General features: G+C 67.4%; 22 protein-coding genes. 10 read left to right on the forward strand and 12 right to left on the reverse strand.

Annotated elements, in window-relative coordinates:
- Positions 1-6: 6 nt before the first annotated feature.
- The 9 genes from FAZ98_RS23680 to FAZ98_RS23720 form a co-directional block, all read right to left on the reverse strand.
- Positions 7-1,335 (reverse strand): leucine-rich repeat-containing protein kinase family protein, encoded by a 1,329-nt coding sequence (locus FAZ98_RS23680; RefSeq protein WP_233272899.1) that lies wholly within the window; start codon positions 1,333-1,335, stop codon positions 7-9.
- Between the two features lie 111 nt (positions 1,336-1,446).
- On the reverse strand, positions 1,447-1,782 hold the full coding sequence (locus FAZ98_RS23685) for a ribbon-helix-helix domain-containing protein (protein WP_158954633.1): 336 nt from the start codon (positions 1,780-1,782) through the stop codon (positions 1,447-1,449).
- Positions 1,783-1,893: 111 nt separating this feature from the next.
- Positions 1,894-3,492 (reverse strand): GMC family oxidoreductase, encoded by a 1,599-nt coding sequence (locus tag FAZ98_RS23690; RefSeq protein ID WP_158954635.1) that lies wholly within the window; start codon positions 3,490-3,492, stop codon positions 1,894-1,896.
- 17 nt (positions 3,493-3,509) lie between these two features.
- On the reverse strand, positions 3,510-4,163 hold the full coding sequence (locus FAZ98_RS23695; RefSeq protein WP_158954637.1) for a tat (twin-arginine translocation) pathway signal sequence: 654 nt from the start codon (positions 4,161-4,163) through the stop codon (positions 3,510-3,512).
- A gap of 65 nt (positions 4,164-4,228) precedes the next feature.
- Positions 4,229-4,627, reverse strand: a complete 399-nt coding sequence (locus tag FAZ98_RS23700; RefSeq protein ID WP_158954639.1) for a VOC family protein — start codon at positions 4,625-4,627, stop codon at positions 4,229-4,231.
- A gap of 9 nt (positions 4,628-4,636) precedes the next feature.
- Entirely contained in the window at positions 4,637-5,212 is a 576-nt protein-coding gene (locus FAZ98_RS23705; protein WP_158954641.1) for a DJ-1/PfpI family protein, read from the reverse strand.
- Between the two features lie 65 nt (positions 5,213-5,277).
- Positions 5,278-5,601 carry a c-type cytochrome gene (locus FAZ98_RS23710; RefSeq protein WP_158954643.1) on the reverse strand — a complete coding sequence of 108 codons (324 nt, stop codon included), beginning with the start codon at positions 5,599-5,601 and terminating at the stop codon, positions 5,278-5,280.
- A gap of 219 nt (positions 5,602-5,820) precedes the next feature.
- Entirely contained in the window at positions 5,821-5,997 is a 177-nt protein-coding gene (locus FAZ98_RS23715; protein WP_158954645.1) for a hypothetical protein, read from the reverse strand.
- 7 nt (positions 5,998-6,004) lie between these two features.
- Positions 6,005-7,477 carry an alkaline phosphatase family protein gene (locus FAZ98_RS23720; RefSeq protein ID WP_158954647.1) on the reverse strand — a complete coding sequence of 491 codons (1,473 nt, stop codon included), beginning with the start codon at positions 7,475-7,477 and terminating at the stop codon, positions 6,005-6,007.
- Between the two features lie 235 nt (positions 7,478-7,712).
- Here FAZ98_RS23720 and FAZ98_RS23725 point away from each other — a divergent pair, with 235 nt between their 5' ends.
- The 4 genes from FAZ98_RS23725 to FAZ98_RS23740 all read left to right on the forward strand — a co-directional run bounded on the left by FAZ98_RS23725 (position 7,713) and on the right by FAZ98_RS23740 (position 12,815).
- Positions 7,713-8,693, forward strand: a complete 981-nt coding sequence (locus tag FAZ98_RS23725) for a LysR substrate-binding domain-containing protein (protein WP_158954649.1) — start codon at positions 7,713-7,715, stop codon at positions 8,691-8,693.
- A 177-nt stretch (positions 8,694-8,870) separates the two neighbouring features.
- On the forward strand, positions 8,871-10,613 hold the full coding sequence (locus FAZ98_RS23730) for an L-lactate permease (RefSeq protein ID WP_158954651.1): 1,743 nt from the start codon (positions 8,871-8,873) through the stop codon (positions 10,611-10,613).
- Positions 10,614-10,707: 94 nt separating this feature from the next.
- Positions 10,708-11,883, forward strand: coding sequence for a CaiB/BaiF CoA transferase family protein (locus tag FAZ98_RS23735; protein WP_158954652.1), 1,176 nt, complete (start codon positions 10,708-10,710; stop codon positions 11,881-11,883).
- Positions 11,880-12,815: an HpcH/HpaI aldolase/citrate lyase family protein gene (locus FAZ98_RS23740; RefSeq protein ID WP_158954654.1), complete on the forward strand. Its 936-nt coding sequence runs from the start codon at positions 11,880-11,882 to the stop codon at positions 12,813-12,815. The genes FAZ98_RS23735 and FAZ98_RS23740 overlap by 4 nt, the downstream gene beginning before the upstream one ends.
- 55 nt (positions 12,816-12,870) lie before the next feature.
- Here FAZ98_RS23740 and FAZ98_RS23745 read toward each other — a convergent pair whose 3' ends face one another.
- Positions 12,871-14,808: a putative bifunctional diguanylate cyclase/phosphodiesterase gene (locus tag FAZ98_RS23745; protein WP_158954656.1), complete on the reverse strand. Its 1,938-nt coding sequence runs from the start codon at positions 14,806-14,808 to the stop codon at positions 12,871-12,873.
- A 449-nt stretch (positions 14,809-15,257) separates the two neighbouring features.
- On the opposite strand from FAZ98_RS23745, the gene FAZ98_RS23750 reads away from it, so the two are divergent.
- Together FAZ98_RS23750 and FAZ98_RS23755 are read left to right on the forward strand one after the other, a co-directional pair.
- A complete protein-coding gene (locus tag FAZ98_RS23750; protein ID WP_233272900.1) occupies positions 15,258-16,472 on the forward strand; it encodes a peptidyl-alpha-hydroxyglycine alpha-amidating lyase family protein in 1,215 nt (404 codons plus the stop codon).
- 91 nt (positions 16,473-16,563) lie between these two features.
- Entirely contained in the window at positions 16,564-16,842 is a 279-nt protein-coding gene (locus tag FAZ98_RS23755; RefSeq protein WP_158954658.1) for a hypothetical protein, read from the forward strand.
- 85 nt (positions 16,843-16,927) lie between these two features.
- Here FAZ98_RS23755 and FAZ98_RS23760 read toward each other — a convergent pair whose 3' ends face one another.
- Positions 16,928-18,328, reverse strand: a complete 1,401-nt coding sequence (locus FAZ98_RS23760; RefSeq protein ID WP_158954660.1) for a DHA2 family efflux MFS transporter permease subunit — start codon at positions 18,326-18,328, stop codon at positions 16,928-16,930.
- Positions 18,325-18,816 carry a MarR family winged helix-turn-helix transcriptional regulator gene (locus FAZ98_RS23765; RefSeq protein ID WP_158956445.1) on the reverse strand — a complete coding sequence of 164 codons (492 nt, stop codon included), beginning with the start codon at positions 18,814-18,816 and terminating at the stop codon, positions 18,325-18,327. Before FAZ98_RS23765 ends, FAZ98_RS23760 begins: the two co-directional genes overlap by 4 nt.
- Before the next feature lie 247 nt (positions 18,817-19,063).
- Between FAZ98_RS23765 and FAZ98_RS23770 the strand changes: the two genes are divergently transcribed.
- The 4 genes from FAZ98_RS23770 to pdeM are packed head-to-tail and all read left to right on the forward strand — an operon-like array spanning position 19,064 to position 25,278.
- A complete protein-coding gene (locus tag FAZ98_RS23770) occupies positions 19,064-20,167 on the forward strand; it encodes a ligase-associated DNA damage response exonuclease (RefSeq protein ID WP_158954662.1) in 1,104 nt (367 codons plus the stop codon).
- Entirely contained in the window at positions 20,164-21,843 is a 1,680-nt protein-coding gene (locus FAZ98_RS23775) for an ATP-dependent DNA ligase (protein ID WP_158954664.1), read from the forward strand. Before FAZ98_RS23770 ends, FAZ98_RS23775 begins: the two co-directional genes overlap by 4 nt.
- Positions 21,840-24,626 carry a ligase-associated DNA damage response DEXH box helicase gene (locus FAZ98_RS23780; protein ID WP_158954666.1) on the forward strand — a complete coding sequence of 929 codons (2,787 nt, stop codon included), beginning with the start codon at positions 21,840-21,842 and terminating at the stop codon, positions 24,624-24,626. The genes FAZ98_RS23775 and FAZ98_RS23780 overlap by 4 nt, the downstream gene beginning before the upstream one ends.
- Positions 24,616-25,278: a ligase-associated DNA damage response endonuclease PdeM gene (gene pdeM, locus FAZ98_RS23785; protein ID WP_158954668.1), complete on the forward strand. Its 663-nt coding sequence runs from the start codon at positions 24,616-24,618 to the stop codon at positions 25,276-25,278. The genes FAZ98_RS23780 and pdeM overlap by 11 nt, the downstream gene beginning before the upstream one ends.
- Positions 25,279-25,398: the final 120 nt, after the last annotated feature.

Raw genomic sequence — 25,398 nt, forward strand, 5'->3', positions numbered from 1 at the left:
CGACGCTCAGGCCGCTTCCGCCCCCATCGCATCGAGCCGACCGACGATCGCTTCGAACGTCGGCCGCTGCTCGCCGGGCTCGCTCAGGCATTCGCCAACGAGCGCGTGCATTGCGGGATCGGCATTCACGGTTCGCGCCGCCAATTCTTCGAGCAGGCAGCCGAACGCGCGCACCTCGATACGCTCGAACGCGCGCGCGCGTGCCGTATCGCCTGCATCGTGGAACGACGCCGCGCCGAAGTCGCCGAGCAGCGCATGGCCCGCGCCGTCGTGCAGGATGTTGTGTGCGTAGAGATCGCCGTGCATGATGCCGCGCGCGTGCAGGTGCCGCGCCGCCGACGCCATGCCGCGCGCGAGGCGCAAAGCGATCGACCGGTCGAAACGCACGTCGGGCGCGTAGATGTCGCGCGTGCACGAAGCGAGACTGGGCGGTCCCGCGAGATTGCCGAACGCCGGATCGATGAGCGCCATCACCAGCCCGTGTTCGTCCAGCGGATGCCCCGTGACCTTGCCGAGCACGGGAATCAGATTCGGGTGCGCGCCCGCCTGCAAACACGCGGCCATTTCCAGATCGGGCAAGCCGTCGCTCGTGACCGCGCCTTTGAAGAGCTTCACGGCCACGGCTTCGGCGGGATGCCCGTCGCGCAACAAACGCGTCGCGCGATGAATCACGCCTGACGCGCCCTCGCCCAGCGTCTGGCCGAGCGCGAGCGTGTGCCAGTCGATGTCGGGCACCGGCGTGCTGGCTTGCGCGGCGCGTTCGCGTGCCGCGTTGAACGGATTGCCCGCATACGCGAGCCACGCGAGACGCGGCAAACGCAACAGCCACTCGGGTAGCGCCTCGAACTGGTTCGCGGCAATGCGCAGCAGTTCGAGCCGCGTGCACGCGGCCATGGTTTCCGGCAGCGCGCGCAGACGGTTGCCCGCCAGCATCAGCTTCTGCAGCGGCGCGCAGGCGCCGAGTTCGGGCGGCAGCGTTTCTACTTCGTTGTCGGTGAGGATCAGCCAGCGCAGCGCGCGCGGCAGCGCGGCGGCGGGCACGTGACGAATGCGATTGGCCTTGAAGCCGACCATCGACAAAGCCGGGCACGCGCCGAGCACGGCGGGCAGTTCGGTGAACGCGTTGTTCGACGCGAACACGATGCGCAGCTTGTGCAGCTTCGCGAAGTCGTCAGGCAGCGAGGTGAGCGCGTTGCCCGAGAGGTCGAGCACTTCGAGCGTCTCGGCGAGATCGAATATCTCGCGCGGAAACTCGCTCAGCCCACAAGCGAGCTTGAGTTGCGTGGCGCCCGCGAGTTGGCCGGCGCGCAGTTGGTCGAGAGTGGCAGTGGTCACGCTGGGGGTTGGGGATCGAAAGAAGTGAGCGAGATGGCACGTTCGCCGCGCCGCATAGCTGAATTTTAGCGGCATCGGCGAAAACTGCATGGCTCCCTCACGCGTCCTCGCTCAACCCGCCTTCACCACCTTCGGCTGAAAACCCTTTCCCTGCGGCGCGTCGCCGGCGGCTTCCGTGCGCGCCGCGCTCGTCGACAGATAACGCAGACAACAGACGCGCAAAAACGAGGCGAAGTTGATCGGCTCCTCGCCGCGCAACGCGAGCAGTTCGTCGTAGAGTTTGACGGCGAATTGCGTGGTGGTGAGATTCTCGCGATTGGCGATTTCCTGCAGCACGTCCCAGAACAGGTTTTCCAGCCTCACGGTGGTCACCACGCCATGAATGCGCAGCGCGCGCGTGCGCGACTCGTAGAGAATGGGGTCGGCGCCGATATAGATCTTGCACATGCCAATGTCTCCTTCAGTGAGGGCGCCGCAGCGAAGCCGCTTGCGCTGAAGCGCCCTGCATTCATTCTCTTTATTGCACGCCCTCTACCGCGGGCTCAACACCACGCGCGGCTAGATCTCGCGACGGCTCATTTTTCCCGCAATATAGTCGGCCTGGCGAATCGCGAGCGTCACGATCGTCAAGGTCGGATTCTCTCCCGCGCCGGTCGTGAACTGGCTGCCGTCCGAGATGAAGAGATTCGGGATGTCGTGCGTTTGCCCGAAGCCGTTGCACACGCCGTCTTGCGCGCGGGCGCTCATGCGCGCCGTGCCCAGATTGTGCGTGGACGGATACGGCGGCACGCGATACACCGTTTTCGCGCCCGCTGCCTCGTACACGGCCGTGCCCTGTTTGAAGCCGTGCTCGCGCATGGCTTCGTCGTTGGGGTGATCGTCGAAATTGACGTTGGCCACGGGCAGCCCGAACTGGTCCTTCACGCCGTGGTTGAGCGTAACACGGTTGTTCGCGCGCGGCATGTCTTCGCCCACGATCCACATGCCCGCCGTGTACGGGTAGGCGTCCATCGCGCTCGTGAAGTCGGCACCCCACGCGCCGGGATTCAGGAACGCGGCGTAGAACGGCAAGCCGAGCGAAATCGTTTCCATGTGATAGCCGCCCGCGAAGCCGCGTTTGGGATCGAAGCGCGCTTCGTCTTCGATGATGCCGGCCATCGTCGTGCCCTTGTACATCTCCACTTTCTTGTCGAACACGCCGTACACCGAACCCGTGGTGTGACGCATGTAATTGCGCCCCACCTGGTCTGACGAATTCGCGAGCCCGTTCGGATAGCGAGGGGATGCCGAAGCGAGCAACAGCCGCGGCGTTTCGATCGAATTGCCCGCCACCGCGACAATGCGCGCCTTTTGCCGCTGCAATTTTCCCTTCGCGTCGTAGTAGAGCACGGCGTTCACCTTGCCGGCCTTGTCGTGCTCGATGCGCGCGACATGCGAGCCGGGGCGCAACTCCATGTGCCCGGTGGCCTGCGCCTTCGGCAACTCGGTGTAAAGCGTGGACCACTTCGCGCCAAAGCGGCAACCCTGAAAACAGAAGCCGCGTTGATAGCAATGGCTGCGGTCGTCGCGATTCACGCTGTTGATCGCCATGCGCCCCGTGCTGCACTCGCGATACCCCACCTTGGTCGCGCCCGAGAACATCACCTTGAAATTGTTGTTGCCGGGCAGGCCGGGCAAGCCGTTGGTGCGCGTCACGCCCATTTTCTTTTCGGCGCGATCGTAGTACGGGTCGAGTTCCTCGCGCGTCACCGGCCAGTCGAGCAGCGTGGCGCCGTCGACCGCGCCATAGGTCGTGCGCGCCTTGAATTCGTGCGGCTGAATTCGCAGGCTCGCGCCCGCCCAGTGCGTCGTGGTGCCGCCCACCGTCTTGCAGATCCACGCGGGCAGCGTGGGAAAGTCCTTCGCCACCCGCCACGAACCCGAGGTCGTGCGCGGATCGAGCCAGGACAGCAGCTTGAACGCGTCCCACTCTTCGGTCTTGAAGTCGGCCTGGGTGTTGTGCGCGCCCGCTTCGAGCACGACCACGTCGATACCCTTTTGCGCGAGTTCGTTCGCGAGCGTGCCGCCGCCCGCGCCCGAGCCGATGATGACGACCACGTTGCTGTCGTCGTTGGCAAAGCGCTTGCCGCCTTGCGTCGTCTCTGCATTCGTTGCCATGTTCGCTCTCCTCGATGTCACGCTGCGGGTACAGGACCGCTGTCCTGCGCGGGCGGATCGGGCAACCACGCGAGATTGTTGAAGCCCTTGAAGAGATAGCCGCCGTCGCCCTCGCTCGCGCCATAACCGAAGTGCTGATACGCGAGCGTGTTGCTGTAGAGCGAGACCACGGCCGTGCTGCGCACGGTCTGGAAGAACGGCGTGTTCGCAATGGCCTTGATGTTGTCGGCCTGCGCCTGCGCGCTCTGCTTCGTCCAGTCGCCGCCGGGCGCGGACTTGTCGAGCGCCTTCACGCCTTCGGCGAGTTGCTTGCGCGTGGCCGCGTCTTTCTGCGCCTTGGCGTCGAGGTCTTTCACGGCGAGCGCGTAGACGGCGTCGTCGAGCGTCTTGTGCGGGTAGATCTGCTTGACCATCGCCAGCAGCACCGCGCCCTGGTGCGTGTCGAGATGCTTGAGTTCGAGCGCCCACACGCGGCTCGGCGCAAACATCGCCAGCGTGGAGGACAGCGCGAGCGTGCCGATCAAAACGCCGCTGCCCTTGAGCCATTCGCGGCGCGTGAGCGTGATGCGCGGCGGCGCATCGTCGTGGTCATGTTCATGTTGATGAGCGTGTTCATGCTCATGCGCGGGCCCGTCCGCCACGCGGGCAATCGCTATGGTTTTGCCTTGCATCGTCGTCTCCTTCCATGAAGGCGCGCGGACTGTTCGCGTCCGTCAACGCCACGCCCGTTGCCGGGCTAACGGTAATGTCCGTGCTGCTCCAGTACCTCGATCTTGTAGCCGTCCGGGTCTTCGATAAAGAAGTAGCGCGCCAGCAGCGCACCCGCGTCGTCCTTGAATTCGCGCACGTCCTTCGGCTCGAAGCCGAGGCCCGTGAGCCGTTCGCGTTCCGCGCGCGCATCGCTCACGACGACGGCCACGTGACCGTAACCGTCGCCATGCGTATAGGGCGCATCGCGGCCCTTGTTCCAGGTGAGTTCGATCTCGGCGTCGGCTTCGCCGTTGCGCAGATACACGAGCGAGAAGTCGTCGAAGTCGAGACGATGGCTCGGCGTCATGCCCAGCACGGTCTCGTAGAACTTCAGCGAGCGCTCGAGATCGCGCACGCGGATCATGGTGTGGATGAGTTTGGCCACGTGAGGTCCTCAGGAAATGCGCGTGCCGAGCACGGCCAGAAACTGCGCGAGCCAGTTCGCATGCGAGGTCCAGGCGGGCGCGGTGACGAAATTGCCGTCGGTGATGGCGTCGGGCCAGTCGAGCGGCACGTAGTGCGCGCCCGCGAGTTTCACCTCGGGCTCGCACGCGGGATACGCGGCAATCCGTTTGCCTTCGATCACGCCCGCCGCCGCCAGCAATTGCGCGCCGTGACACACCGCCGCGATCGGTTTGTGCGCTTCCGCGAAGTGCCGCACGATCGCGATCACTTTCGCATTGAGCCGCAGATACTCGGGCGCGCGGCCGCCGGGAATCAGCAGCGCGTCGTATTGCGCGGGATCGACGGCCGCGAAGTCGGCGTTGAGTGTGAAATTGTGGCCGCGCTTTTCCGTGTAGGTCTGGTCGCCTTCGAAGTCGTGAATCGCGGTACGTAGCGTGTCGCCCGTGCGTTTGTCGGGCGCGACCACGTGCACGGTGTGTCCGACCGCGCCGAGCGCCTGGAACGGCACCATCAGCTCGTAGTCTTCGACGAAATCGCCGGCGAGGATCAAGATGCGTTTTGCCATGTCATGCCTCCTTCGAAGCGTTGATTGAAACGCCCTGAGCGAGCGCGAGCCGCACGCAATGAGCGCTATTTCTGCGGGCCCAGCGTGGCGATATACGAAGCGAGATTGTCGATGTCCTGGTCGGAGAGCGGCTTGGCCATCGGCTGCATCATCGCGGCCATGCCGCCGTTGCGTTCGCCGCTTCGGTACGCACGCAGCGCGGCGGCCACATAAGCGGGATTTTGTCCGCCAATCCTGGGAAAGCCCGGAGACGTGGGCGTACGGCCATCGGCGCCATGACAGGCCACGCATGCGGCGAACTTCGCATGCCCTTGCGCGGGGTCGCCCGGCGCCGCGGCATGCGCGAGGTTCACAAACGAGATCGCACCGGCAATCGATGCCGCCGTCATGGCGGCACGCATGGCAAGGCGGAAATAGTGCGAGGGACTTGACGAGCAACGTCGCGAGGCACGACGTCGATGGGAATACACCGGCAATGACCTATCGGTTCTCATGGGTGACAGCAGTCCGTCTTTTGTTTGTGGGGAACGGCGAGCGAGCGTGACGCGCGATGTCGGCACCGTTGCGATGAATGTAGCGAGACACGCGGGCGCGCAGGTAATAGACGGCTAAATGGCGGCCAGGGATTTCACCGAGATGGATTCGTCGTTTGCACGGGCGAGTGCATCGACGCCGATGTGCGGAATGTGCGGTGCATCATGCGCCGCGACGCATGATGCACGCGCATGAAAAAGCCGCGCGCCGACATCACGCTGCGCGCGGCGTTCGCGGGATGACGTCGTCATCCCACCTTCAGGTGCCGGTCTTGAAACCCATGGCCGCGGCCTTCGCGCGCAGATCGCCGAAGCGGTCCGCATTCGGATTGACGATCACCTGCGACTGATCAATTGCCGAGACCGAACTCGTCGACGACGGCCCCGATGCGCCCACGCACAGGCCGCCGAACGGACCCTGCGCCACGCTGAAGGCCGGCGCGTCGGTACGCGGCGCGTCGCTGAAATCGAGCGCACAGGCGAGATTCACCGTGGCCGAGTCGCTGCCGCGCACGCCGAGCGGCGCCAGCCCGAAGCGCCATTGCAACAGCGCGTGAATCGAACTCGGATCGAACGGATAACGCGTGACGGCGCCCGCGCGCACGCGCGGCCCGAGCAGCGCGAGCGGCACGCGAAAGCCGAGCTTGCCGTCGTTGCCGAGCGCGTACTCGCGCTGGCTCACCGGCCGCGTGGGCGGCACCACGTGCTCGTGAAAGCCGCCCCACTCGTCGTACACGACGATCATCAGCGTGCTGTTCCAGTTCGGGCTGGTGCGCAGCGCCTCGTAGACCTGGGCGAGAAACGCCTGACCGTTGCGAATGTCGGCATGCGGATGGTCGTCGGACGAGACGCCCGCTTCCTCGCCCGCGAACGCGGGATCGACCATGCAGAACGGTGGCAGCGTGCCCGCCGCCGCGCGCGAGAGGAAGTCGGAGAAGAGATGCGAGATGCCGAGGTAGTTGGTGCCGTAGAGCGCCGTGAACGGCACGTCGTGATAGTAGTAGTTGCAGCCCACGTTGGCCGCGCTGAGGTTGTCCCAGATCGTCGAGAGCGAGCAGTTGTCGAGGCTGTCGTCGAGCCGGTCCAGCGCGCCGCTGTGCAGATAGATGCGGTTGGGGAACGTGCTGGTGAGCGCGCCGCAGAAGTAGAAGTCGCCCACGGTGTAGTTCGCCGCCGCGGCCTGGAAGAACGGCAGATCGGTGGCGTTGTAATAGCCGATGGGCAACAGGTCGCCTTGCGTCTGATTCGTGTCGGGCGTCTGCAGCCAGCCGTTCATCGCGCCGCCCGCCAGTTGCGTGCGGCCGCCCGCGTAGCTATGGTCGGGATCGGCGAAGCCGCAGCCCTGGTAACCGTACGACGCGTTGGCCGAGAGCAGGAACGGCGCGTGGCTCGCGCCGAATGCGTCGGCGAATTGCTGATTCGCGGGCATGCCTTCAGCGCCCGGCACCCAGCTCAGGAAGTGATCGAACGAGCGGTTTTCCATCGTCACGAGCACGATGTGATCGATGCCGCAGGTCGCGGGGTCGGGTAACGCGGGGCGTGGCAGCGCATAGCGGTCGGCGCCGTCGGGCGATGGCACGTCGCCGACCTGCGGCGCGGGCTGGCTGCCGCTGTCGCCGCTCGAGCCGCCGCCGCCGCAACCCGACAACGCGACGCCGCCCGCCACGGCCGCCATGCCCGCCAGGAAGCGGCGGCGGTCGAAGTGATACGGTCCGTGGGCTCCATCGTCCATGTCGGGTCTCCTCGAGGCGGTTCGCGTTGTCGTGGCTCGGTCGCGGCGTGCCTCGCTGCGCTGCGTCATGGCAGGCGCGGCTCGCGGACGAGTCGTGAGGCATGGGACGTTCGCGCTGTGCGCGAGTTGCAGAACACAGGCTGCGGCACAGGATAGCAGCGCCGCCGCGCGCCCGTCCGCTGCGCGGCTCAGGCGTGTGCGCGCGGCAGGTTCCGAGGTGCGATAAGCTGCGCCTATGGACTTCCGTCAGCTCAAATATTTCGTCGCGATCGTCGACGCAGGCAGCCTCTCGAAGGCGGCCGAGCGGCTATGCGTCGCGCAGCCCTCGCTCAGCCAGCAGGTTGCCGGGCTCGAAACCGAACTCAAGACGCAACTGCTGGTGCGCAGCCACCAGGGCGTGAAGCCGACCGAGGCCGGACGCGCGCTCTATCTGCGCGCGCGCGACGTGCTGCGGCAGATGGCGCAGATTCCGCTGGCCGTGCAGGTGAGCGGCACCGAGTCGGGACAGGTCGCCATCGGCCTGCCGACGAGCGTCGCCGTGGTGTTCGCGCTGCCGCTCTACGAGTTCGTGCGGCGGCGCTATCCGGGCATCCGCCTGCATATCGTCGAGGGCATGAGCGGCTATCTCGCCGAACTGCTCGCGAACGGGCGCCTCGACATGGCGATCCTGTTCCGCGAAACGGAAACGCGCGGCGTGTCCGTGCAGCCGCTGTTCGAGGAAAACCTGTATGTGTTCGGCGCGCTCGAGGGCATCGAAGCCGGCGCGGACGTGCCGCTGCGCCGCCTCGCGGGCGTGCCGCTGGTGCTACCGGGGCCGGGCAACGGGCTGCGGCTTCTGATCGAGCGCGCGTTTGCGCGCGAGGGCATCGAGCCGGAGGTGGTCGCCGATATCGATTCGCTGCCCACCATGCTCGAAATCGCGCGGCGCGGCGGCGGCGTGACCATCGTCTCCTCCGACGCATTCGGGCAAGCGGCGGACCAGCAGTTGATCCATCGGCTCGTCGAGCCCGAGATCTCACGCACGGTGGCGCTTTGCGTGCCGACGGCGCTACCGACCAGCGCGGCGTCGCTCGCGATCCAGCGCGCGGTGGCGGAACAAGTGGCGGAACTGGTGGCAAGCGGCGTGTGGGCGGGCGTGCTGCGGCGGGACAGCGACGCGGTGAGCGGCACGGAAGGCGCGGTGCCGTTGCGGGCGCAGGATGATTCGCGGGTTTGAGGCGTCGCGCGCGCACGGCCCGCTATAGGCGCCCCGCTATAGGCCACCCCTATACCCACTATCCCCAATCCATATTTCACGCCACGCCTCAACCTCGCTACGCTGTGTCCTCCTGAAGCGCTGACTGAACGCAGCGCCGAATAACGAAAGCGCTATCGAGGCGCTCGAAGGAGACACATGTACACGCAGCTATTCGACCCCGTCGCGCATTCCATCGCGGCCTCCGCCGCCTTCGCGGCGCTCCCTCTCCTCACGTTGTTCGTGCTGCTCGGCGTGCTGCGCCTGCCCGCGCGCTGGGCCGCGCTCGCCTCGCTGGTCGTGTCGATGATCGTCGCCGCGTTCGTCTACGGCATGCCCGGCGCCCAGGTCGTGAGCGGCGCGCTCGAAGGCGCCGCCATCGGCTTCTTCCCGATCATCTGGATCGGCATCAACGCCATCTGGCTGTTCAAGCTCACGCAGGCCAGCGGCCACGCCGACGTGCTGCGCCGCGCCCTCGCGCACGTGAGCCCCGACCAGCGCGTGCAGGCCGTGCTGATCGCGTTCTGCTTCGGGGCGCTGCTCGAAGCGCTCGCGGGCGGCGGCGCGCCCGTCGCGATCTGCGCCGTGCTGTTGATCTCGCTCGGCGTGGAGCCGCTCAAAGCCGCCACCGTGTGTCTGCTCGCCGACACCAGTCCGGTCGCGTTCGGCGCGCTCGGCCTGCCGATCACCGTGCTCGCGAAAATCACGCGTCTGCCCGTGCACGAGATCAGCGTGATGGTCGGCCGTCAGGCGCCGCTGCTCTCGCTGTTCATTCCGCTGATGCTCGTGTTCATTCTCGATGGCCGCCGCGGCGCGAAGGAAGTCTGGCCGCTCGCGGGCGTCGCCGGTCTGGCGTTCGCGTTCGCGCAGTTCGCCGGCTCGATGCTCTTGCCGGTCGAACTCGTCGATATCGTCGCGGCGCTATTTTGCGCGGGCGCTTCCATCGCATTCCTGCGCGTGTGGACGCCGGGCACGCTGCGTACCGATCTGCGTACGGATCTCCACCCGGCACATGCTTCAACCACGCGCAACGCGCCTGCGCCGCTGCAAGGCGCCGCGCTCGCCATGCCGATGACGGGCGGCCCCGCCTTCGAACGCGCGAACGAACGCCCCTCCGCACGCACGAGCGCCCAGGCCGGCAGTGCCCATCTCACGCGGGATTCCCGCGCCGAAGTTCTGCGCGCGCTCGCACCCTACGCCGCCGTGATCCTCGTGGTCGCGGCCACGCAGATCGGCTTCGTCGCGCATGCGATGGGCGCGATCACGTCGAGCTTCGCGTGGCCCGGCCTGCATGTCGTCGGTCCCAATGGCGCGACCGTTTCCGCCGTCAACGCTAAGTTCGAGTGGCTGCTGTCCGCCGGCTCGATCGTGCTGATCGCGGGCGTGCTGTCCGTGCCGCTGCTCAGGCTCGACACCCGCACCGCCGCGCGCACTTACCTGAAGAATCTGCACGAACTGCGCTGGGCCGTGTTCACGGTCTGCTGCGTGGTGGGTGTGGCGTACATCATGAATCTCTCGGGGCAGATCGTGACGCTCGGCATCTGGGCCGCGCGCGCGGGCACGGCGTTCGCGCCGGTCTCGCCGGTGCTCGGCTGGTTCGCCACCGCGCTCACCGGCTCGGACACCTCGGCCAACGCGCTGTTCGGCATGCTGCAACTCACCACGGCGCATCACACCGGCCTCTCCGACATTCTTCTCACGGCCGCCAACACCTCGGGCGGTGTGGTGGGCAAGGCGATCTCGCCGCAAAACCTCGCCGTGGGCGCGGTCGCGGTGGGCATGATCGGCCGCGAAGGCGTGCTGTTCCGGCGCGTGGCGGGCTGGACCGTGCTGATGATCGCCGCGCTCAGCCTGCTCGTGTGGGCGCAATCCACACCGCTGCTCGGCTGGATGGTGCCCTGAGGCGGCCAGCCAAACACCGGGCGCCATGAAGGCAGCACCGGCGGCGCACGCAAAACATCAAGCGCCGCCCGCAATCACAAGGACTTTCGACGTCATGCAAAAACCCGCTCTCCCGCTTGCCGATATCACCGTCGTGTCGATCGAACAGGCCATCGCCGCGCCGCTCGCGAGCCGTCATCTGGCCGACTGGGGCGCGCGCGTCATCAAGATCGAACGCCCCGGTCCCGGCGACTTCGCGCGCGGCTACGACACCGCGATGGACGGCCTCTCCAGCCAGTTCGTCTGGACCAATCGCTCGAAGGAAAGCCTCGCGCTCGACATCAAAGACCCGCAAGGCCAGGACACGCTCGAAGCGCTGCTCGCGAACGCCGACGTGTTCATCCAGAATCTCGCGCCCGGCGCGGCGAAGCGCCAGGGACTCGACGCGCAATCGCTGGTCGAGCGCTTTCCGCAACTGATTGCCTGCGATATCTCGGGCTACGGCAGCGGCGGCCCGTACAGCGACAAGAAAGCCTACGACCTGCTCGTGCAGTGCGAAACCGGCTTTCTGTCGATCAACGGCACGGAGGAAACGCCCTCGAAATGCGGGCTCGCCATCGCCGATATCGCAACCGGCATGTACGCGCTCAACGGCATCCTGATGGGCCTGCATCAGCGCGCACGCACGGGCCGCGGCATGGCGTTCGAAGTCTCGCTGTTCGACGCGCTCACCGAGTGGATGAGCTATCCCGCCTACTACACGCGCGGACGCGGCGAGCCCGTGCCGCGCAGCGGCGCGCGCCACGCGACCATCGCGCCGTATGGGCCGTTCGCGACTGGCGACGGCAAGACGGTGTTCTTCGGCATCCAGAACGAGCGCGAATGGCAGAGCTTCTGCACCACGGTGCTCGGCGACGCGAGCCTCGCCACCGACGCGCGCTACGTCACCAACTCGCTGCGCCTCGCCAACCGCGACGCGCTCGAACGCGGCATCACGGAGCGCTTCGCCGCCTGGAGCAGCGACGAAGTGCTCGCGCGCCTCGACCGCGCCGCCATCGCGAACGGCAAGATGAACGATGTCGAAGCGCTGCTCGAACATCCGCAACTCGTCGAGCGCCAGCGCTATCGCAGCGTGGAAACCGAGCGTGGCGCGATGGACATGTTCCTACCCGCCGTGACCATCGCGGGTGTCGAGCCAGTGATGGGCGCGGTCCCCGCCGTTGGTCAGCATACCGAATCAATTCTCGCCGAACTCGAAGCGAAGAAAAAATCCCAAGGGAGCGCAGCATGAGCACGACAATCACGCGCTCGGTACTGGCCGTGCCCGGCCATCGCATGAAGATGCTGCAATCGGCGGCGGCGAGCGCGGCGGATGCGGTGTTCATCGACCTCGAAGACGCCGTGCCGCTCGACAAGAAAGCCGAAGCGCTCGCCTGCGCCGTCGCGGCGCTCAACGATCTCGACTGGGGCGCGAAGTGGGTTTCGGTGCGCATCAATGCGGGCGCCGATGGCGTGGCCGCGCACGAAGTGCGAACGCTCGCGCGCGACGCCAGGCGGCTCGACGCGCTGCTCGTGCCGAAGGTGGAACACGTCGCGACCGTGCAGGACGTCGAGCGTATTTTGAGCGACGAAGCGGGCCATCGCGCAGGCGCACGCGGTATCGCCATCGAAGCGCTGATCGAGACCGCGCGCGGCATCGTCAACGTCGACGCCATCGCCGCATCGAGCGCACGGCTCGCGGCGCTGCACTTTGGCGTGGGCGACTTCTCGGCCTCGATCGGCGCGCGCAACGTGGAGATCGGCGGCACGCATCCGGGCTACGCGCTCACCTTGAAGAACGACGCGGGCAACTACAGCACCACCGCACTCGACCTCTGGACCTATCCGATGATGCGGCTTCTGGTGGCCGCGCGCGCGTTCGGTCTGCGCGCCGTCGACGGTCCGTGCGGCGCGTTCCGCGACCTCGTGCTCACGCGCGCGTGGGCGCTCAAGGCGGCGGCCATGGGCTTCGACGGCAAGCAGGTGATTCACCCCGACCAGATCGAGCCGACCCGCGCCGCGTTTTCGCCCACCGAAGCCGAGATCCGCGACGCGCAGCGCACCATCGAGGCGCTCGAGGCCGCGCAGGCGGCGGGCCTCGCCGCGGTGTCGCTGGACGGCAAGCTGGTCGACTACGCCAACATCCGCATGGCCGAGCGCGTGCTCGCGATGGCCGGCGCATGACTCACGTAGTGCACGTGACGCAGGTGACGGGCGGGCGTGACGCGCGCCGCCGCGCTCACGCGTAGAGCGCGCTCGTCGCGCGCTCGCTTTCGAGGTACGCGTGCAGCGCGTGCGCTTCGAGCGGGCGCGAGCGATAGAAGCCCTGGATCAGGTCCGCGCCCAGCGAGGCGACGCAGTCCATCTCCTCGGCGTGCTCCACCCCTTCCACCACGCATTCGAGCGACATCTGGCGGCTCAGCGTGAGCAGCGTGCGCACGACGGACAGCGCGGTGGCGTTCTCGCACACCTGCTTCGTGAACGCGCGATCGATCTTGATGCGCGTGACCGGCAACTGGCACAGGTACGACATGCTCGAATAGCCCGTGCCGAAGTCGTCGAGCGAAATGCCGCAGCCGAGCGCACGCAGTGCGCGCGTGGCCCTCTGCACCTGCTCGAAGTCCTGGATCATGGCGGTTTCGGTCATCTCGAAGTCGAGCCGCCGCGGGTCGAAGCCGCTGCCTTCGATGATCTCGCCGATCGTCTTCACCACGTCCTCGGAAGCGAGATCGTGCGCGGAGAGATTGAACGAGAGCCGCAGATGCTCGGGCCAGTCGCGCGCGTCGCGCAACGCTTTGCTGAGCAGAATGACCGTGAGTTCGTTGATGAAGCCGATACGCTCGGCGGTGGGAATGAACTCGGCGGGCGAAACCGTGCCGAGCGTGCTGCTGGTCCAGCGCGCGAGCGCTTCGAAACCCGTGGTGTGGCGCCGCGAGACCGAATAGATCGGCTGATACGCCACGCTGATCTCGGTTTCGATATCGCCCGATTGCAGCGCCTGCGCCACGCGCGCGCCGCGCGTGATGGCGTCCTTGTGCGCTTCCGAAAAGATCACCACCGAACCGCGCGAGCGGCGCTTGCCCTGGTAGAGCGCGTAATCGGCATGCTCGAACAGCGCGCGGGCGCTCTCCGAGTGCGCCGAGAAAATCGCGATGCCCACGGTCGCGCCCACCCGGATCGCCATTTCTCCGGCAATGAACGGCCGCGACAGCTCCGCGCACACCGCGCGGCCCAGTTCGCGCAGGCGCTCCTCGCTACAGTCATAGTCCACCACGATGGCGAACTCGTCGCCGCCCAGCCGGGCCACGGCCACGCCTTGCGTCGCGAACGGGCTGAGACGCTTGCCCACTTCCTGCAACACCACGTCGCCGAACGCGTGGCCGTGCAGGTCGTTGATCGGCTTGAAGCCGTCGAGGTCGATGATGCCCACGGCGAGGCCGCGGCCGGCTTCCTTCGCGGTGTCGTAGGCGACGTCGAGGAAGGCGAAGAACGCGCGGCGGTTGGGCAGCGAGGTGAGGCTGTCGAGATTGGCGAGCCGGTAATTTTCGCCCTGCGCGCGCACGAGTTCGCGGAAGTGCTCGTAATGCCGGAAAAACACCACCAGCATGGCGACGGACACCAGCGCGGCGTCGATCGCGATCGCCTCGAAGGTCACGTTGCCCGAGCGCAGGAAAGTCACGACGAACGCGCCGTCCACGATCACCGTCACGGCGAGCGCCGCCGCCAGCAGATGGATGAGGCAGAAAATGATGCCGATGGTGGTGATCGCCATGTAGAACGCCACATGGAAGCGCAGATTCGCGCCGCCGTGCGGCAGCAGCGAGATCGCCCATGCGCTGAAGCTCGCGGCGAGCACCACGGCGAGCACATTGGTGCGGTGCACGGCTTTGCGCGCCATCTCCAGCGTGAACGGTTTGCCGCGCAGCCGCAGCCACGTCGCCATGCGCAGCACGCATACGCCGCTCAGCACGAGCGGGCAAACCAGCCCGAGCCCCACGGGCAGATCGTTCAGATGCGCCAGCACGAGACCCCATGTGTTGACGAGCAACAGCATGTACATCATCGGCAGCTGGTAGGTGAAGATGCGCGAGCGCGCGAGCAGCAACGCCGCGTCCTCCTCCTTCGCGAGGACGGTTCGCAGTGACCTGGGGATGAGTTGACGCAGAACGGACAGCATGTAGGACTTGGCTCACTGGGCGCCATGGGGGCCGCCAAAAGCTGGTCCGACGCACGGGCCAGTGGAGGTGCTTGTTGTTGATATCGGCCGGATTCGGTCCCGGCTTGAGCGCGAGAAACGCGGCGAGGCAGGATGTCGCGGCGCGCGATCGGGTCCTTTTATCGCAGATAACCGCGCGGGTCGCGCACGACCGTGCGGCCGGCGGGCGACAGCCGGGCAAAAATCGGCGCGTCGACTAGACTTCGACAGTCACGCTCCCGGCACCTGGCCGCTGTCTTGTTGTTTTCTTTCCGCTTCCTTTCCGCTGACTGACCGTTACCCGCCGTTACTCGCCGTTACCCGCCGTTGCCGCCGCGCCCGCGCCGGGTGCGTTCGCAACGATCTCGAGCGACGCTCGACGTGTCATTCGCCGCCTGCCTTGTCATCGATACGAAAAAGGGGGAAATCCCGTGAACAAGCCTGTGAACGAAGCCATCAACGCACCCTCCAACGCATCCACTGCCGCAACCGGGCCCGCAGCCGAACCGCATGCCTGGTCCTGCGCCTGTTGCAGCCCGGGCGCGTGGCCGCGCCGCCGTTTTCTCGCGGCCGCCGCCGCATGGACCGCGCTGCCCCATCTCGCCGTGGCCCAGACCGGCGCCCAGACCGCGCAAGGCGTGCCGTCGATCGCCTACGAATCCGTGCGCGACCCGGTGCGCCTGCCCGCCGACGCGTATTTCGGCGAGTGCTCGGGCGTGGCCGTGAACTCGCATGGCCACGTGTTCGTGCTGTCGCGCGGCAACACCAGCGGACCGGCCTATGCCGCCGCGGCCGCGCAACTGTTCGAGTTCGCGCCCGACGGCCGCTTCGTGCGCGAGATCGGCAAGCACCTCTATGCGTGGTCGTTCGCGCATTCGGTCAAGATCGACCGCCACGACAACATCTGGGTCACCGACAAAGGCTCGGACATGGTCATCAAGTTCACGCCCGAAGGGCGCGTGGCGATGGTGTTCGGCCGCAAGCAGGAAGCCGCCGACGAGGACACCGGCCCGCTCAAGCATCCGAATCCGCCCTTGCCCGCCGAACCGGGCCGCTTTCGCCAGGTCACCGACGTCGCCTGGGACACGAACGACAACGCCTATATCAGCGACGGCTATATCAACTCGCGCGTGGCGAAGGTCGACAAGGACGGCAACTGGCTCAAGTCCTGGGGCGATCGCGGCACGGGGCCGGGGCAGTTCCATACGCCGCACAGCATCGCGCTCGACGCGCAGAACCGCGTCTACGTGGCCGATCGCAGCAACCGGCGTATTCAGGTGTTCGACACGGAAGGGCAGTTTCTGCGCCAGTTCACCATCGACGTGCCGGTGCCGCCCGGCGCGCGCGCCGCGATCGGCAACGTTCCCGACGAAGCGGCCATCGCCGCGGGCACGTTCGCGCCGGGCTCGCCGTGGGCGATCTGCATCTCGCCGGGGCCGAACCCGGTGCTTTATAGCGCCGACGCGTATCCGGGCCGCATCTACAAGCTCACGCTCGACGGCCAGGTGCTGGGCGTGCTCGGCGAGTCGGGCAAGCAACTGCGCCAGTTCGGCTGGATCCATCAGATGGCCTGCCCCGCCGAAAACACGCTGTTCGTGGCGGAGCTGCTGAACTGGCGCGTGCAGAAGCTGGTGCTGCGGGCTTGAGCGGGCTTGAGCGGGGTTTCGCGAGGTTTCGCCTCGGCGGCACGGTCGTTGCGCTGAAGCTGGGCGTGCATGGCGAAATCCCGGAGGCATCATGAACTCACGCAACCTAAGGCACGCGGCCATCGCCTCGACCGTGGCCGCTTTGCTCGCCTTGACCGGCGCGGCGAACGGCGCGGCCCAGGGCACCGGCCCCGGACCCTACGGACAGCAAAGCGCAACGCCGGCTTCGAGCACCTCGCCGCCCTCGCACGGCAAATCGGCGGAGAAACGCGCGAAGGACAAGGGCGCGAAGGACAAAGGCGCGAAGGGCGGCGCCTCGGCACCGCGCGCGAACCCTGCGGAAGACACGGGCGCCATGCATTCGAACTAGCGGTTCGAAGCAGTGAATCGAAGCCGCGAATCGAAGCCGCGAATCGAAGCCGCGAATCGAAGCCGCGTTGAGAACTAGCGCGAACCTAGCGCGAACGCGGCGCGTCGGTTCGCGCTGGCAAGCCCAGTGCCGCCACCGCCGTGAGCGCATGCAACGCGGCCAGCAGCAACAACGCATTGGCCCACGCGTTCACGCTGGCGTGAACCGCATGCACATTCAGCATCCAGCCGAGGAACACGGCGCACAGCGTGGTGAGCGTCGGGCCGCCCAGCCGCTGCGCGATATTGAGCGTGGTCGTGGCCATTGGCAGATCGCGGCGTTCGACCGCGGCATACGCCACCGAAACCGCCGGCAAGCCCACCGCGCCCTGCCCCATGCCGCGCAGAAACAGCGCGGGCACGAGCACGAACAGCGTGAGTTCGCGATGCGCGAGCCAGACCAGCGCCAGCGTCGCCAGCAGCGCGAGCAACGCGCCGCCCACGGCCACGGCGCGCGAGCCGAATCGCGCGGTCAGAAAGCCCAGCGAGGGAAACGACACCATCATGCCGAGACCGAGCGGCGCGAGCATCCAGCCCATGGTCGCGGGCGACTGGCCGCACGCCTGGATCAGGTACAGCGGAATCAGCATCTGCCCCGCGAACATCACGCCGTTCGACAGGAACTGCGCGACGGCCGCCACGCTGAACGCGCGGCTGCGAAACTGCCGCAGCTCGATGAGCGCGCGCCCCGGCTTGCGCTTCTCGACGAACACGAACGCCGCGAGCAAGGCGGCGCCCAGCGCGACGGCGGCCGGCCCCACGGGTTGCGCAATACGCTCCGCGCCGAGCAGCATGGCCGCGAGTCCCGGCGAAAGCAGCAGCAAACCGGGCCAGTCGAGTTCGCGCGGCTGACGCTCTTCGCGGTCGTCGGGCAAAAAGCACCAGGCCAGCACGAGCGCGAGCACGCCCACCGGCAGGTTGACGAGAAACAGCCAGCGCCACGAGGCGTAGTGCAGGATCGCGCCCGCGATCACGGGGCCGAGCAGCGGCCCGAGCAGCACCGGAAACGCCGCATAACCCGCAATGCGCGTGAACTGGTCGCCCGCCGCGCGCTTCATCATCATCTGCGCCATGGGCGCGAGCAGGCCGCCGCTCACGCCCTGCAACAGGCGAAAGCCGATCAGCGACTGCGCCGACCACGCGAGCCCGCACAACGCCGAGCTGAGCGTGAATAGCGAAAAACACCATAAATAGAGGGCTTTTCCGCCAATACGGTCGATCAGCCAGCCGTTCAACGGCAGCACGAAGGTGAGCGCGAGCAGATAGCCGCTCGTGACCCATTGAATGGTGGAAAGCGTCGAATGCAGGTCCTGCGCGAGGCTCGACAGCGACACGTTGACGATGGTCGCATCCAGTTGCGCGAGCAACGATCCCAGCACGGCCACGGCCGTGATTTTCCAGATCGAGGCGTCGAGCGCGGCGCTCGCGCGGCGAGTCGTCCCGGTCATGCGCGCGATCGATCGGCGGCGGCGATCCCCTCGTGCGCGGTGCCGGTTTCGCCGAGCCGCCGGATGATGGGAATGGCCGCGTCGAGCGCGCGAATCTCGTCCGCGTCGAATTGTTCCAGCCGCTCGAGCAGCCACGCGCGCTTCGCGATCTGGCTACGGCGGCGTTCCTCGCGCCCCTTCGCCGTGGGCACGAACAGGATCTGGCGGCCGTCGGTGGGATGCGGCTGGCGCGCCACGCAGCCCTCTTCTTCCAGCGTCGCGAGAATCGCCTTCATCGACTGCGGCTTCATCGCTTCCGCGCGCGCGAGGTCGGCGGTGGTCATCGGGCCGTCGCGATCGAGCCGCGCGAGCGCGCTGGACTGCGAGAGATTGAGATCGCCGGGATGCGCTTCCGTGCGCAGGCGGCGGATGAGCTGGCCGATCGCCATCGTAAGATCGGCGACGACGGTATCGAGCGGTGGAGGAGTGCGAGCCATGTGCCGGAGCATAGAGGACGACAGTTTGACTTGCAAGTTAACCTGTTGATTCGAGCCGTATGCGCGAGCCGGGAACGGCGTTCGCTACGGGCTGTGTATCCGACCCAATTACGGTTCGATGTCGAGGTTGCGCGAGCGGCGCGGCATCGGCGCAATGCAGTTTCGTCCGTCCGATTAGACTCGGCCTGACCGGGCGGGCGGCCCCGTCCGCCCTCAACGCCGCGCGTCCGATGTCGCGCCTTAACGCCGGGAACCCCGCGTGGAGCATTCGTCCGACCTGATCGTCGCCCGCCCCGAAGGGCTCTACTGTCCGCCGGGCGACTTCTATATCGATCCGTGGCGGCCCGTGGAGCGCGCCGTCATCACGCACGCGCACGCGGATCACGCGCGCTTCGGCCACGCGCACTACCTCACGGCGCAGCCGGGGCTCGGCGTGCTGCGCTCGCGCCTGCCCGGCATCGACGTACAGGGTCTGGCCTACGGCGAGCAGATCGACCACCAGGGCGTGCGCGTCTCGCTGCATCCGGCGGGCCACGTGCTCGGCTCGGCGCAGGTGCGCGTCGAGCACGGCGGGCGCGTCTGGGTCGCCTCGGGCGACTACAAGGTCGAGCCTGACCCGACCTGCGCGCCGTTCGAACCCGTGCGCTGCGACACCTTTATCACCGAATCCACCTTCGGCTTGCCCATCTACCGCTGGGAGCCGCCGCACACCGTGTTCGAGGGCATCGACGCCTGGTGGCGCCACAACGCCGCCGAAGGCCACGCCTCGGTGCTGTTCTGCTATTCGTTCGGCAAGGCGCAGCGCGTGCTCGCGAGCGTGGATCGCGGTATTGGCCCGATCTTCTGCCACGGCGCCGTCGAGCCGCTCAACCGCGCGTATCGCGAAGCCGGCGTCGATTTGCCGGCCACGCGCCTCGTGAGCGAAATCGCCGCGCGCGACAAGGCCGCGTTCCGCGAAGCGCTGATCGTCGCGCCGCCCTCCGCGCAAGGCAGCACGTGGATGCGGCGCTTCGGCGACTACCGCGACGCGTTCGCCTCGGGCTGGATGCGCCTGCGCGGCACGCGGCGGCGGCGCGGCGTGGACCGTGGTTTCGTGCTGTCCGATCACGCCGACTGGCCTGGCCTGCAACACGCCATCGACGCGACGGGAGCCGAGCGCGTGATCGTCACGCACGGCCAGATCGAGCCGATGGTGCGCTGGCTCACCGAACAGGGGCTCGACGCGGGCGCCTTCACGACCGAATACGGCGACGACGCGATCGAAGCCGACGCGGCCGATGCGGCTCAAGCAACGGAACCCGGCGCGCAGGCCGCGCCGAATGACGCTCCTTCCACCATCTCTCCCACGAGCACGCCGCGATGAAACGCTTCGCAGCGCTCTACGCGGCATTGGACGCCACGACGTCCACCAACGACAAGCTCGAAGCGCTCGTCACCTATTTCGCGAGCGCCGAGCCCGAGGACGCCGCGTGGGCCGCGTACTTTCTCGCGGGCGGCAAGCCGCGTCAGTCCGTGCCCACGCGGGTGCTCGTGGAATGCGCGCGCGAGCGCGCACGCCTGCCCGAGTGGCTGTTCGAAGAGTCGTATCAGGCCGTGGGCGACCTCGCCGAAACCATCGCGCACGTGCTGCCGCCCGCCACGCGCGAATCCGAACTCGGCCTCGCACAATGGATCGAAGACCGCGTGCTGACCTTGCGCGGCGTGGATCCGGACACGCTGCGCGCCCGCCTCTACGACTACTGGGACGAACTGAACTGGAGCGAACGCTTCCTGCTCACCAAGCTCATCGGCGGCGGCTTTCGCGTGGGCGTCTCGCGGCAACTCGTGGTGCGCGCGCTCGCGCGGGTTGCCGACGTCGATCACAAACGCATCGCGCAGCGCATGGTCGGCTGGACCGATTCGCGCCAGTCGCCGAGCGCGGCGCGCTATCTTCGGCTGGTCGCGCCCGCGGCCGATGGCGACGACGTCGACACACCGCACGAAAGCGATATCGGCTTGCCCTGGCCGTTCTTTCTCGCGCACCCGCTGCAGGTCGATCCCGCCACGCTCGGGCCGCTCACCGACTGGATCGTCGAATGGAAATGGGACGGCATTCGCGCGCAACTCGTGAAACGCGCGGGCCGCGTGTGGATCTGGTCGCGCGGCGAAGACCTCGTGACCGAACGCTTTCCCGAACTCGCGGCGCTCGGCGAGGCATTGCCCGACGGCACCGTGATCGATGGCGAAATTCTCGCGTGGGAGCCGGGCGCGAGCGCGCCGCTGCCGTTCGCGCGGCTGCAACCGCGCATCACGCGCAAATCGCTGACGAAGAAAGTGCTCAGCGACTCCCCCGCCACGATGCTCGCCTACGATCTGCTCGAAGCCGAAGGGCGCGACTTGCGCACCGAACCGCTGCACGCACGGCGCGCGCGGCTCGACGCGCTCGCGCAGACGCTCTCGCCGGCCGGCACGCCGCCACTCGCCGCCGGCTTGCTGCGCGTTTCGCCGCTCGTGCACGCCGAAGACTGGCAAGCGCTCGCCGCATTGCGCGAGGAAAGCCGCGCGCGCGGCGTGGAAGGCCTCATGCTGAAGGAGCGCACGTCGATGTATGGCGTGGGGCGCACCAAAGCCTCGGGCACCTGGTGGAAGTGGAAGATCGACCCATACGCGATCGACGCCGTGCTGCTCTACGCGCAACGCGGCCATGGCCGGCGCGCGAGCCTCTACACCGACTTCACCTTCGCGGTGTGGGACGAAGCCAATGGCACGCGCACGCTGGTGCCGTTCGCGAAGGCGTATTCCGGTCTCACCGACGAAGAGATGCGCAAGGTCGACGCCATCGTGCGCAAGACGACCGTCGAGAAGTTCGGGCCCGTGCGCAGCGTGACGCCCACGCTCGTGTTCGAGATCGGCTTTGAAGGCATCCAGGCGAGTCCGCGCCACAAGTCGGGCATTGCCGTGCGCTTTCCGCGCATGTTGCGCTGGCGCACCGATAAAGCCATCGAAGACGCCGACACGCTCGACATGCTCAAGGGCTTTCTCAACGAGGCGCAGGCATGAGCGATCACGACGACTCGCGCGAGATCGACGAGAACGACGCCAGCGACCTCGACGAAACCAGCGCCGGAGCCAAAGCCAAAGCCGGAACGAAACGCAAGCCGCGCCCGCGACGGATTCCGCGCACGCAGGCGGCGCAGGCCAGGCTCGATGCCGCCGCCGAGTCGTTCAAACCCGCGCCGTTTCACTACGATCCCGACGAAGCGGCCAAACCCATGGAAACGCGCATCGCGCAGTGGTTCGCGACGCGCGGCTGGCAGCCGTTTCCGTTCCAGCGCGAGGTGTGGCGCGAAATGGCGCGCGGCGCGAGCGGGCTGTTGCACGCGACCACGGGCGCGGGCAAGACATGGGCCGTGTGGCTCGGCGCGCTCGCCGCGTATGCCGGGCACGGCGCCCAAGACCGGGCGGCCAAGAACGCGGCCCAAAACGCAAAGGCAAGCGCAAAGGCAAGCGCCAAGGCAAACGCGAGCAAAAGCGCGCAGGCGAAAGCACCGGCCGTGACGGCCAGACTGCCGCTCCCCGCGCCGCTCACCGTACTCTGGATCACGCCGATGCGCGCCCTCGCCGCCGACAGCGCACGCGCCTTGCAGCAAGCCGTGGAGGCGCTCAACGTGCCGTGGAGCGTGGGCCTGCGCACCGGCGACACCTCGTCCACGGAACGCGCGCGCCAGAGCCGCCGCATGCCCTCGGCGCTCGTGACCACGCCCGAGAGTCTTTCGCTGATGCTCACGCGCACCAATGCGCGCGAGGAACTCGCGCATCTGCGGCTCGTCGTGGTCGACGAATGGCACGAACTGCTCGGCAACAAACGCGGCACGCAAACGCAGCTCGCGCTCGCGCGTCTCGCGAGCTGGCGACCCGATCTGCAGGTGTGGGGCCTTTCCGCGACGCTCGGCAATCTCCCGCTCGCGCACGATGCGCTGCTGCATTCCACGCACACGCCGCGCGTGGTGGTGCGCGGCGCGCAACCGAAAACCCTCGTCGTCGATACGTTGATTCCCGAGCGGATCGAGCGCTTTCCGTGGGGCGGCCATCTCGGCACGCGTCAGGTGGGCGCGGTCGCCGACGAAATCGACGCGGCGCAAAGCTCGCTCGTGTTCACCAACACGCGCTCGCAATCGGAAATCTGGTATCGCGCGCTGCTGGAGTTGCGGCCCGAGTGGGCCGGCCTGATCGCGCTGCACCACGGCTCGCTCGACAAGGAAGTGCGCGACTGGGTCGAACTCGGCCTGAAGAACGGCAAGCTCAAGGCGGTCGTGTGCACGTCGAGCCTCGATCTGGGTGTCGATTTTCTGCCCGTGGACCGCGTGTTCCAGATCGGCTCGCCCAAAGGCGTCGCGCGCCTGATGCAGCGCGCCGGCCGCTCGGGGCACGCGCCGGGGCGCGTCTCGCGCGTGACCATCGTGCCCACGCATGCGCTCGAACTCGTCGAGGCGGCGGCCGCGCGCTGGGCCATCGAAACGCAGCGCATCGAAGGCCGCGACATGCCGCTCAAGCCGCTCGACGTGCTCGTGCAGCATCTCGTGACCGTGGCGATCGGCGGCGGCTTCACGCCCGGCGCGATCTACGACGAGGTACGCACCGCGTACGCGTACCGCGATCTCACGCAGGCGGAGTTCGACTGGGCGCTCGCCTTCGTCGAACGCGGCGGCGCCTCGCTCGGCGCGTATCCCGACTATCACCGCGTGGTGGCCGGCGACGACGGCGTCTACCGCGTGCCGCGCGAAGACCTCGTGCGCAGGCATCGCAACAACGTCGGCACAATCGTTGCTAACGCAACCATCAACGTGGCGTATCTCTCGGGCGGCCGCATTGGCGCGATGGAGGAATCGTTCATCGCGCGGTTGAAACCCGGCGACGTCTTCACGTTCGGCGGCCGCGCGCTCGAACTCGTGCGCGTGCGCGACATGACCGCCTACGTGAAGCGCGCCACCTCGTCGCGCGGAGCCATGCCGCAATGGGCGGGCAGCAAGATGCCGCTCTCCTCGGAACTCGCCGAAGCCGCGCTCGTGATGCTCGCGCGCGCCAACGACGGCATTTACGACGAACCCGAAATGCGCGCGATCAAGCCGCTGCTCGACCTGCAGGCCACGTGGTCGGCGTTGCCCGGTCCCGGCGTGCTGGTGGCGGAAAGCGTGCGCTCGCGCGAAGGGCACCACTTTTTCTGCTATCCGTTCGCGGGCCGTATGGCGCATATCGGGCTCGGCGCGCTGATCGGCTGGCGCGTGGCGCGCGATCAACCGAGCACGTTTTCCATATCGATGAACGACTACGGCTTCGAGCTGCTCTCGGCGCAACCGTTCGACTGGCAAGCGTTGATCGACGGCGGCCTGTTCTCGCCGGAGCATCTCGAACACGACATCCTGGCGAGCCTCAATGCCTCCGAACTCGCCGCGCGGCGGTTTCGCGAAATCGCGCGCGTCTCGGGGCTCGTCTATCAAGGGCATCCCGGGCAGCAAAAAAGCGCGCGCCAGCTTCAGGCGTCGAGCAGCCTCTTTTACGAAGTCTTTCGCAAGCACGACAGCGCGAACCTGCTGCTCGCGCAAGCCGATCAGGAAGTGATGTTGCAGGAACTCGAACTCAAACGTCTGCGCGAAGCCCTCGTGCGCATGAGCGAAAGCCGCTTCGTGCTCACGCACCCGAAGAAGCCCACGCCCTTCGCGTTTCCGCTGATCGTCGCGCGCCTGCGTGAGAAAGTGACCACGGAAAAGCTCGCCGATCGCGTCGAACGCATGCTCGCGGAACTCGAAAAGGCCGCGCAACGCGAGGACAGCCATGAGCGCTGATTCGCTGACCGTCGACGTGCAGGGCCACGCGTTGACGTTGTGCGCCGAGCGCGCGGCCTTCGACCCCGTGCTCAAGAGCCTGTTTGTCGCCGACGTGCATCTCGGCAAGGACGCCGTGTTCCGCGCGCGCGGCATTCCGGTGCCCGCGGGCTCGACCGAAGAAACGCTCGGACGGCTCGATCGTTTGATCGCCGCGCATGCGCCCGAATCGATCGTGTTTCTCGGCGACTTGCTGCACGCGCGCGAATCGCACGCTGCCGAAATGCTCGGCGCGTTGCGCCGCTGGCGCGCGCGGCACCCCGCGTTGCCGCTCGTGCTGGTCGAAGGCAATCACGACCGCCACGCGGGCGCGCTCCCCGACGAGTTCGGCATGGAAACCGTGATCGAGCCCTACCGGTTCGGGCCGTGGGCGTTGTGCCATCATCCGCAAACCACGGAGCACGCGTATGCGCTCGCGGGCCACGAACATCCCGTGCTGCGCATTGCCACCGGCAGCGATCGCGCGCGCTTGCCGTGCTTTCGCTTCGGCGCGCGCGCGGGCGTGCTGCCGGCGTTCGGCGCGTTCACGGGCGGCTTCGAAGTCAGCGCGCAAACGGCGGGCGAAGCCGTGTACGTCGTGGCCGGCGACCGCGTGTTTCGCGTCAAGCGATAAACACGTGGCGGTCAGCGCGTGACGATATGCGCATGGCGATATGCGCATAACGGTCGCTCACGCCATCGACGATAAAAAAAGCGCCGTGCAATGCACGGCGCTCAAGTCGCTACCTGCGGG

Source organism: Paraburkholderia acidisoli, from assembly GCF_009789675.1.
Lineage (GTDB): Bacteria > Pseudomonadota > Gammaproteobacteria > Burkholderiales > Burkholderiaceae > Paraburkholderia > Paraburkholderia acidisoli.

Bases quoted from the DNA above. Each gene is read 5' to 3' on its own strand.
- FAZ98_RS23685 (WP_158954633.1), bottom strand. From the start codon at position 1,782: ATGTGCAAGATCTATATCGGCGCCGACCCCATTCTCTACGAGTCGCGC.
- FAZ98_RS23690 (WP_158954635.1), bottom strand. From the start codon at position 3,492: ATGGCAACGAATGCAGAGACGACGCAAGGCGGCAAGCGCTTTGCCAAC.
- FAZ98_RS23695 (WP_158954637.1), bottom strand. From the start codon at position 4,163: ATGCAAGGCAAAACCATAGCGATTGCCCGCGTGGCGGACGGGCCCGCG.
- FAZ98_RS23705 (WP_158954641.1), bottom strand. From the start codon at position 5,212: ATGGCAAAACGCATCTTGATCCTCGCCGGCGATTTCGTCGAAGACTAC.
- FAZ98_RS23710 (WP_158954643.1), bottom strand. From the start codon at position 5,601: ATGACGGCGGCATCGATTGCCGGTGCGATCTCGTTTGTGAACCTCGCG.
- FAZ98_RS23715 (WP_158954645.1), bottom strand. From the start codon at position 5,997: ATGACGACGTCATCCCGCGAACGCCGCGCGCAGCGTGATGTCGGCGCG.
- FAZ98_RS23720 (WP_158954647.1), bottom strand. From the start codon at position 7,477: ATGGACGATGGAGCCCACGGACCGTATCACTTCGACCGCCGCCGCTTC.
- FAZ98_RS23725 (WP_158954649.1), top strand. From the start codon at position 7,713: ATGGACTTCCGTCAGCTCAAATATTTCGTCGCGATCGTCGACGCAGGC.
- FAZ98_RS23730 (WP_158954651.1), top strand. From the start codon at position 8,871: ATGTACACGCAGCTATTCGACCCCGTCGCGCATTCCATCGCGGCCTCC.
- FAZ98_RS23735 (WP_158954652.1), top strand. From the start codon at position 10,708: ATGCAAAAACCCGCTCTCCCGCTTGCCGATATCACCGTCGTGTCGATC.
- FAZ98_RS23740 (WP_158954654.1), top strand. From the start codon at position 11,880: ATGAGCACGACAATCACGCGCTCGGTACTGGCCGTGCCCGGCCATCGC.
- FAZ98_RS23745 (WP_158954656.1), bottom strand. From the start codon at position 14,808: ATGCTGTCCGTTCTGCGTCAACTCATCCCCAGGTCACTGCGAACCGTC.
- FAZ98_RS23755 (WP_158954658.1), top strand. From the start codon at position 16,564: ATGAACTCACGCAACCTAAGGCACGCGGCCATCGCCTCGACCGTGGCC.
- FAZ98_RS23760 (WP_158954660.1), bottom strand. From the start codon at position 18,328: ATGACCGGGACGACTCGCCGCGCGAGCGCCGCGCTCGACGCCTCGATC.
- FAZ98_RS23765 (WP_158956445.1), bottom strand. From the start codon at position 18,816: ATGCTCCGGCACATGGCTCGCACTCCTCCACCGCTCGATACCGTCGTC.
- FAZ98_RS23775 (WP_158954664.1), top strand. From the start codon at position 20,164: ATGAAACGCTTCGCAGCGCTCTACGCGGCATTGGACGCCACGACGTCC.
- FAZ98_RS23780 (WP_158954666.1), top strand. From the start codon at position 21,840: ATGAGCGATCACGACGACTCGCGCGAGATCGACGAGAACGACGCCAGC.
- pdeM (WP_158954668.1), top strand. From the start codon at position 24,616: ATGAGCGCTGATTCGCTGACCGTCGACGTGCAGGGCCACGCGTTGACG.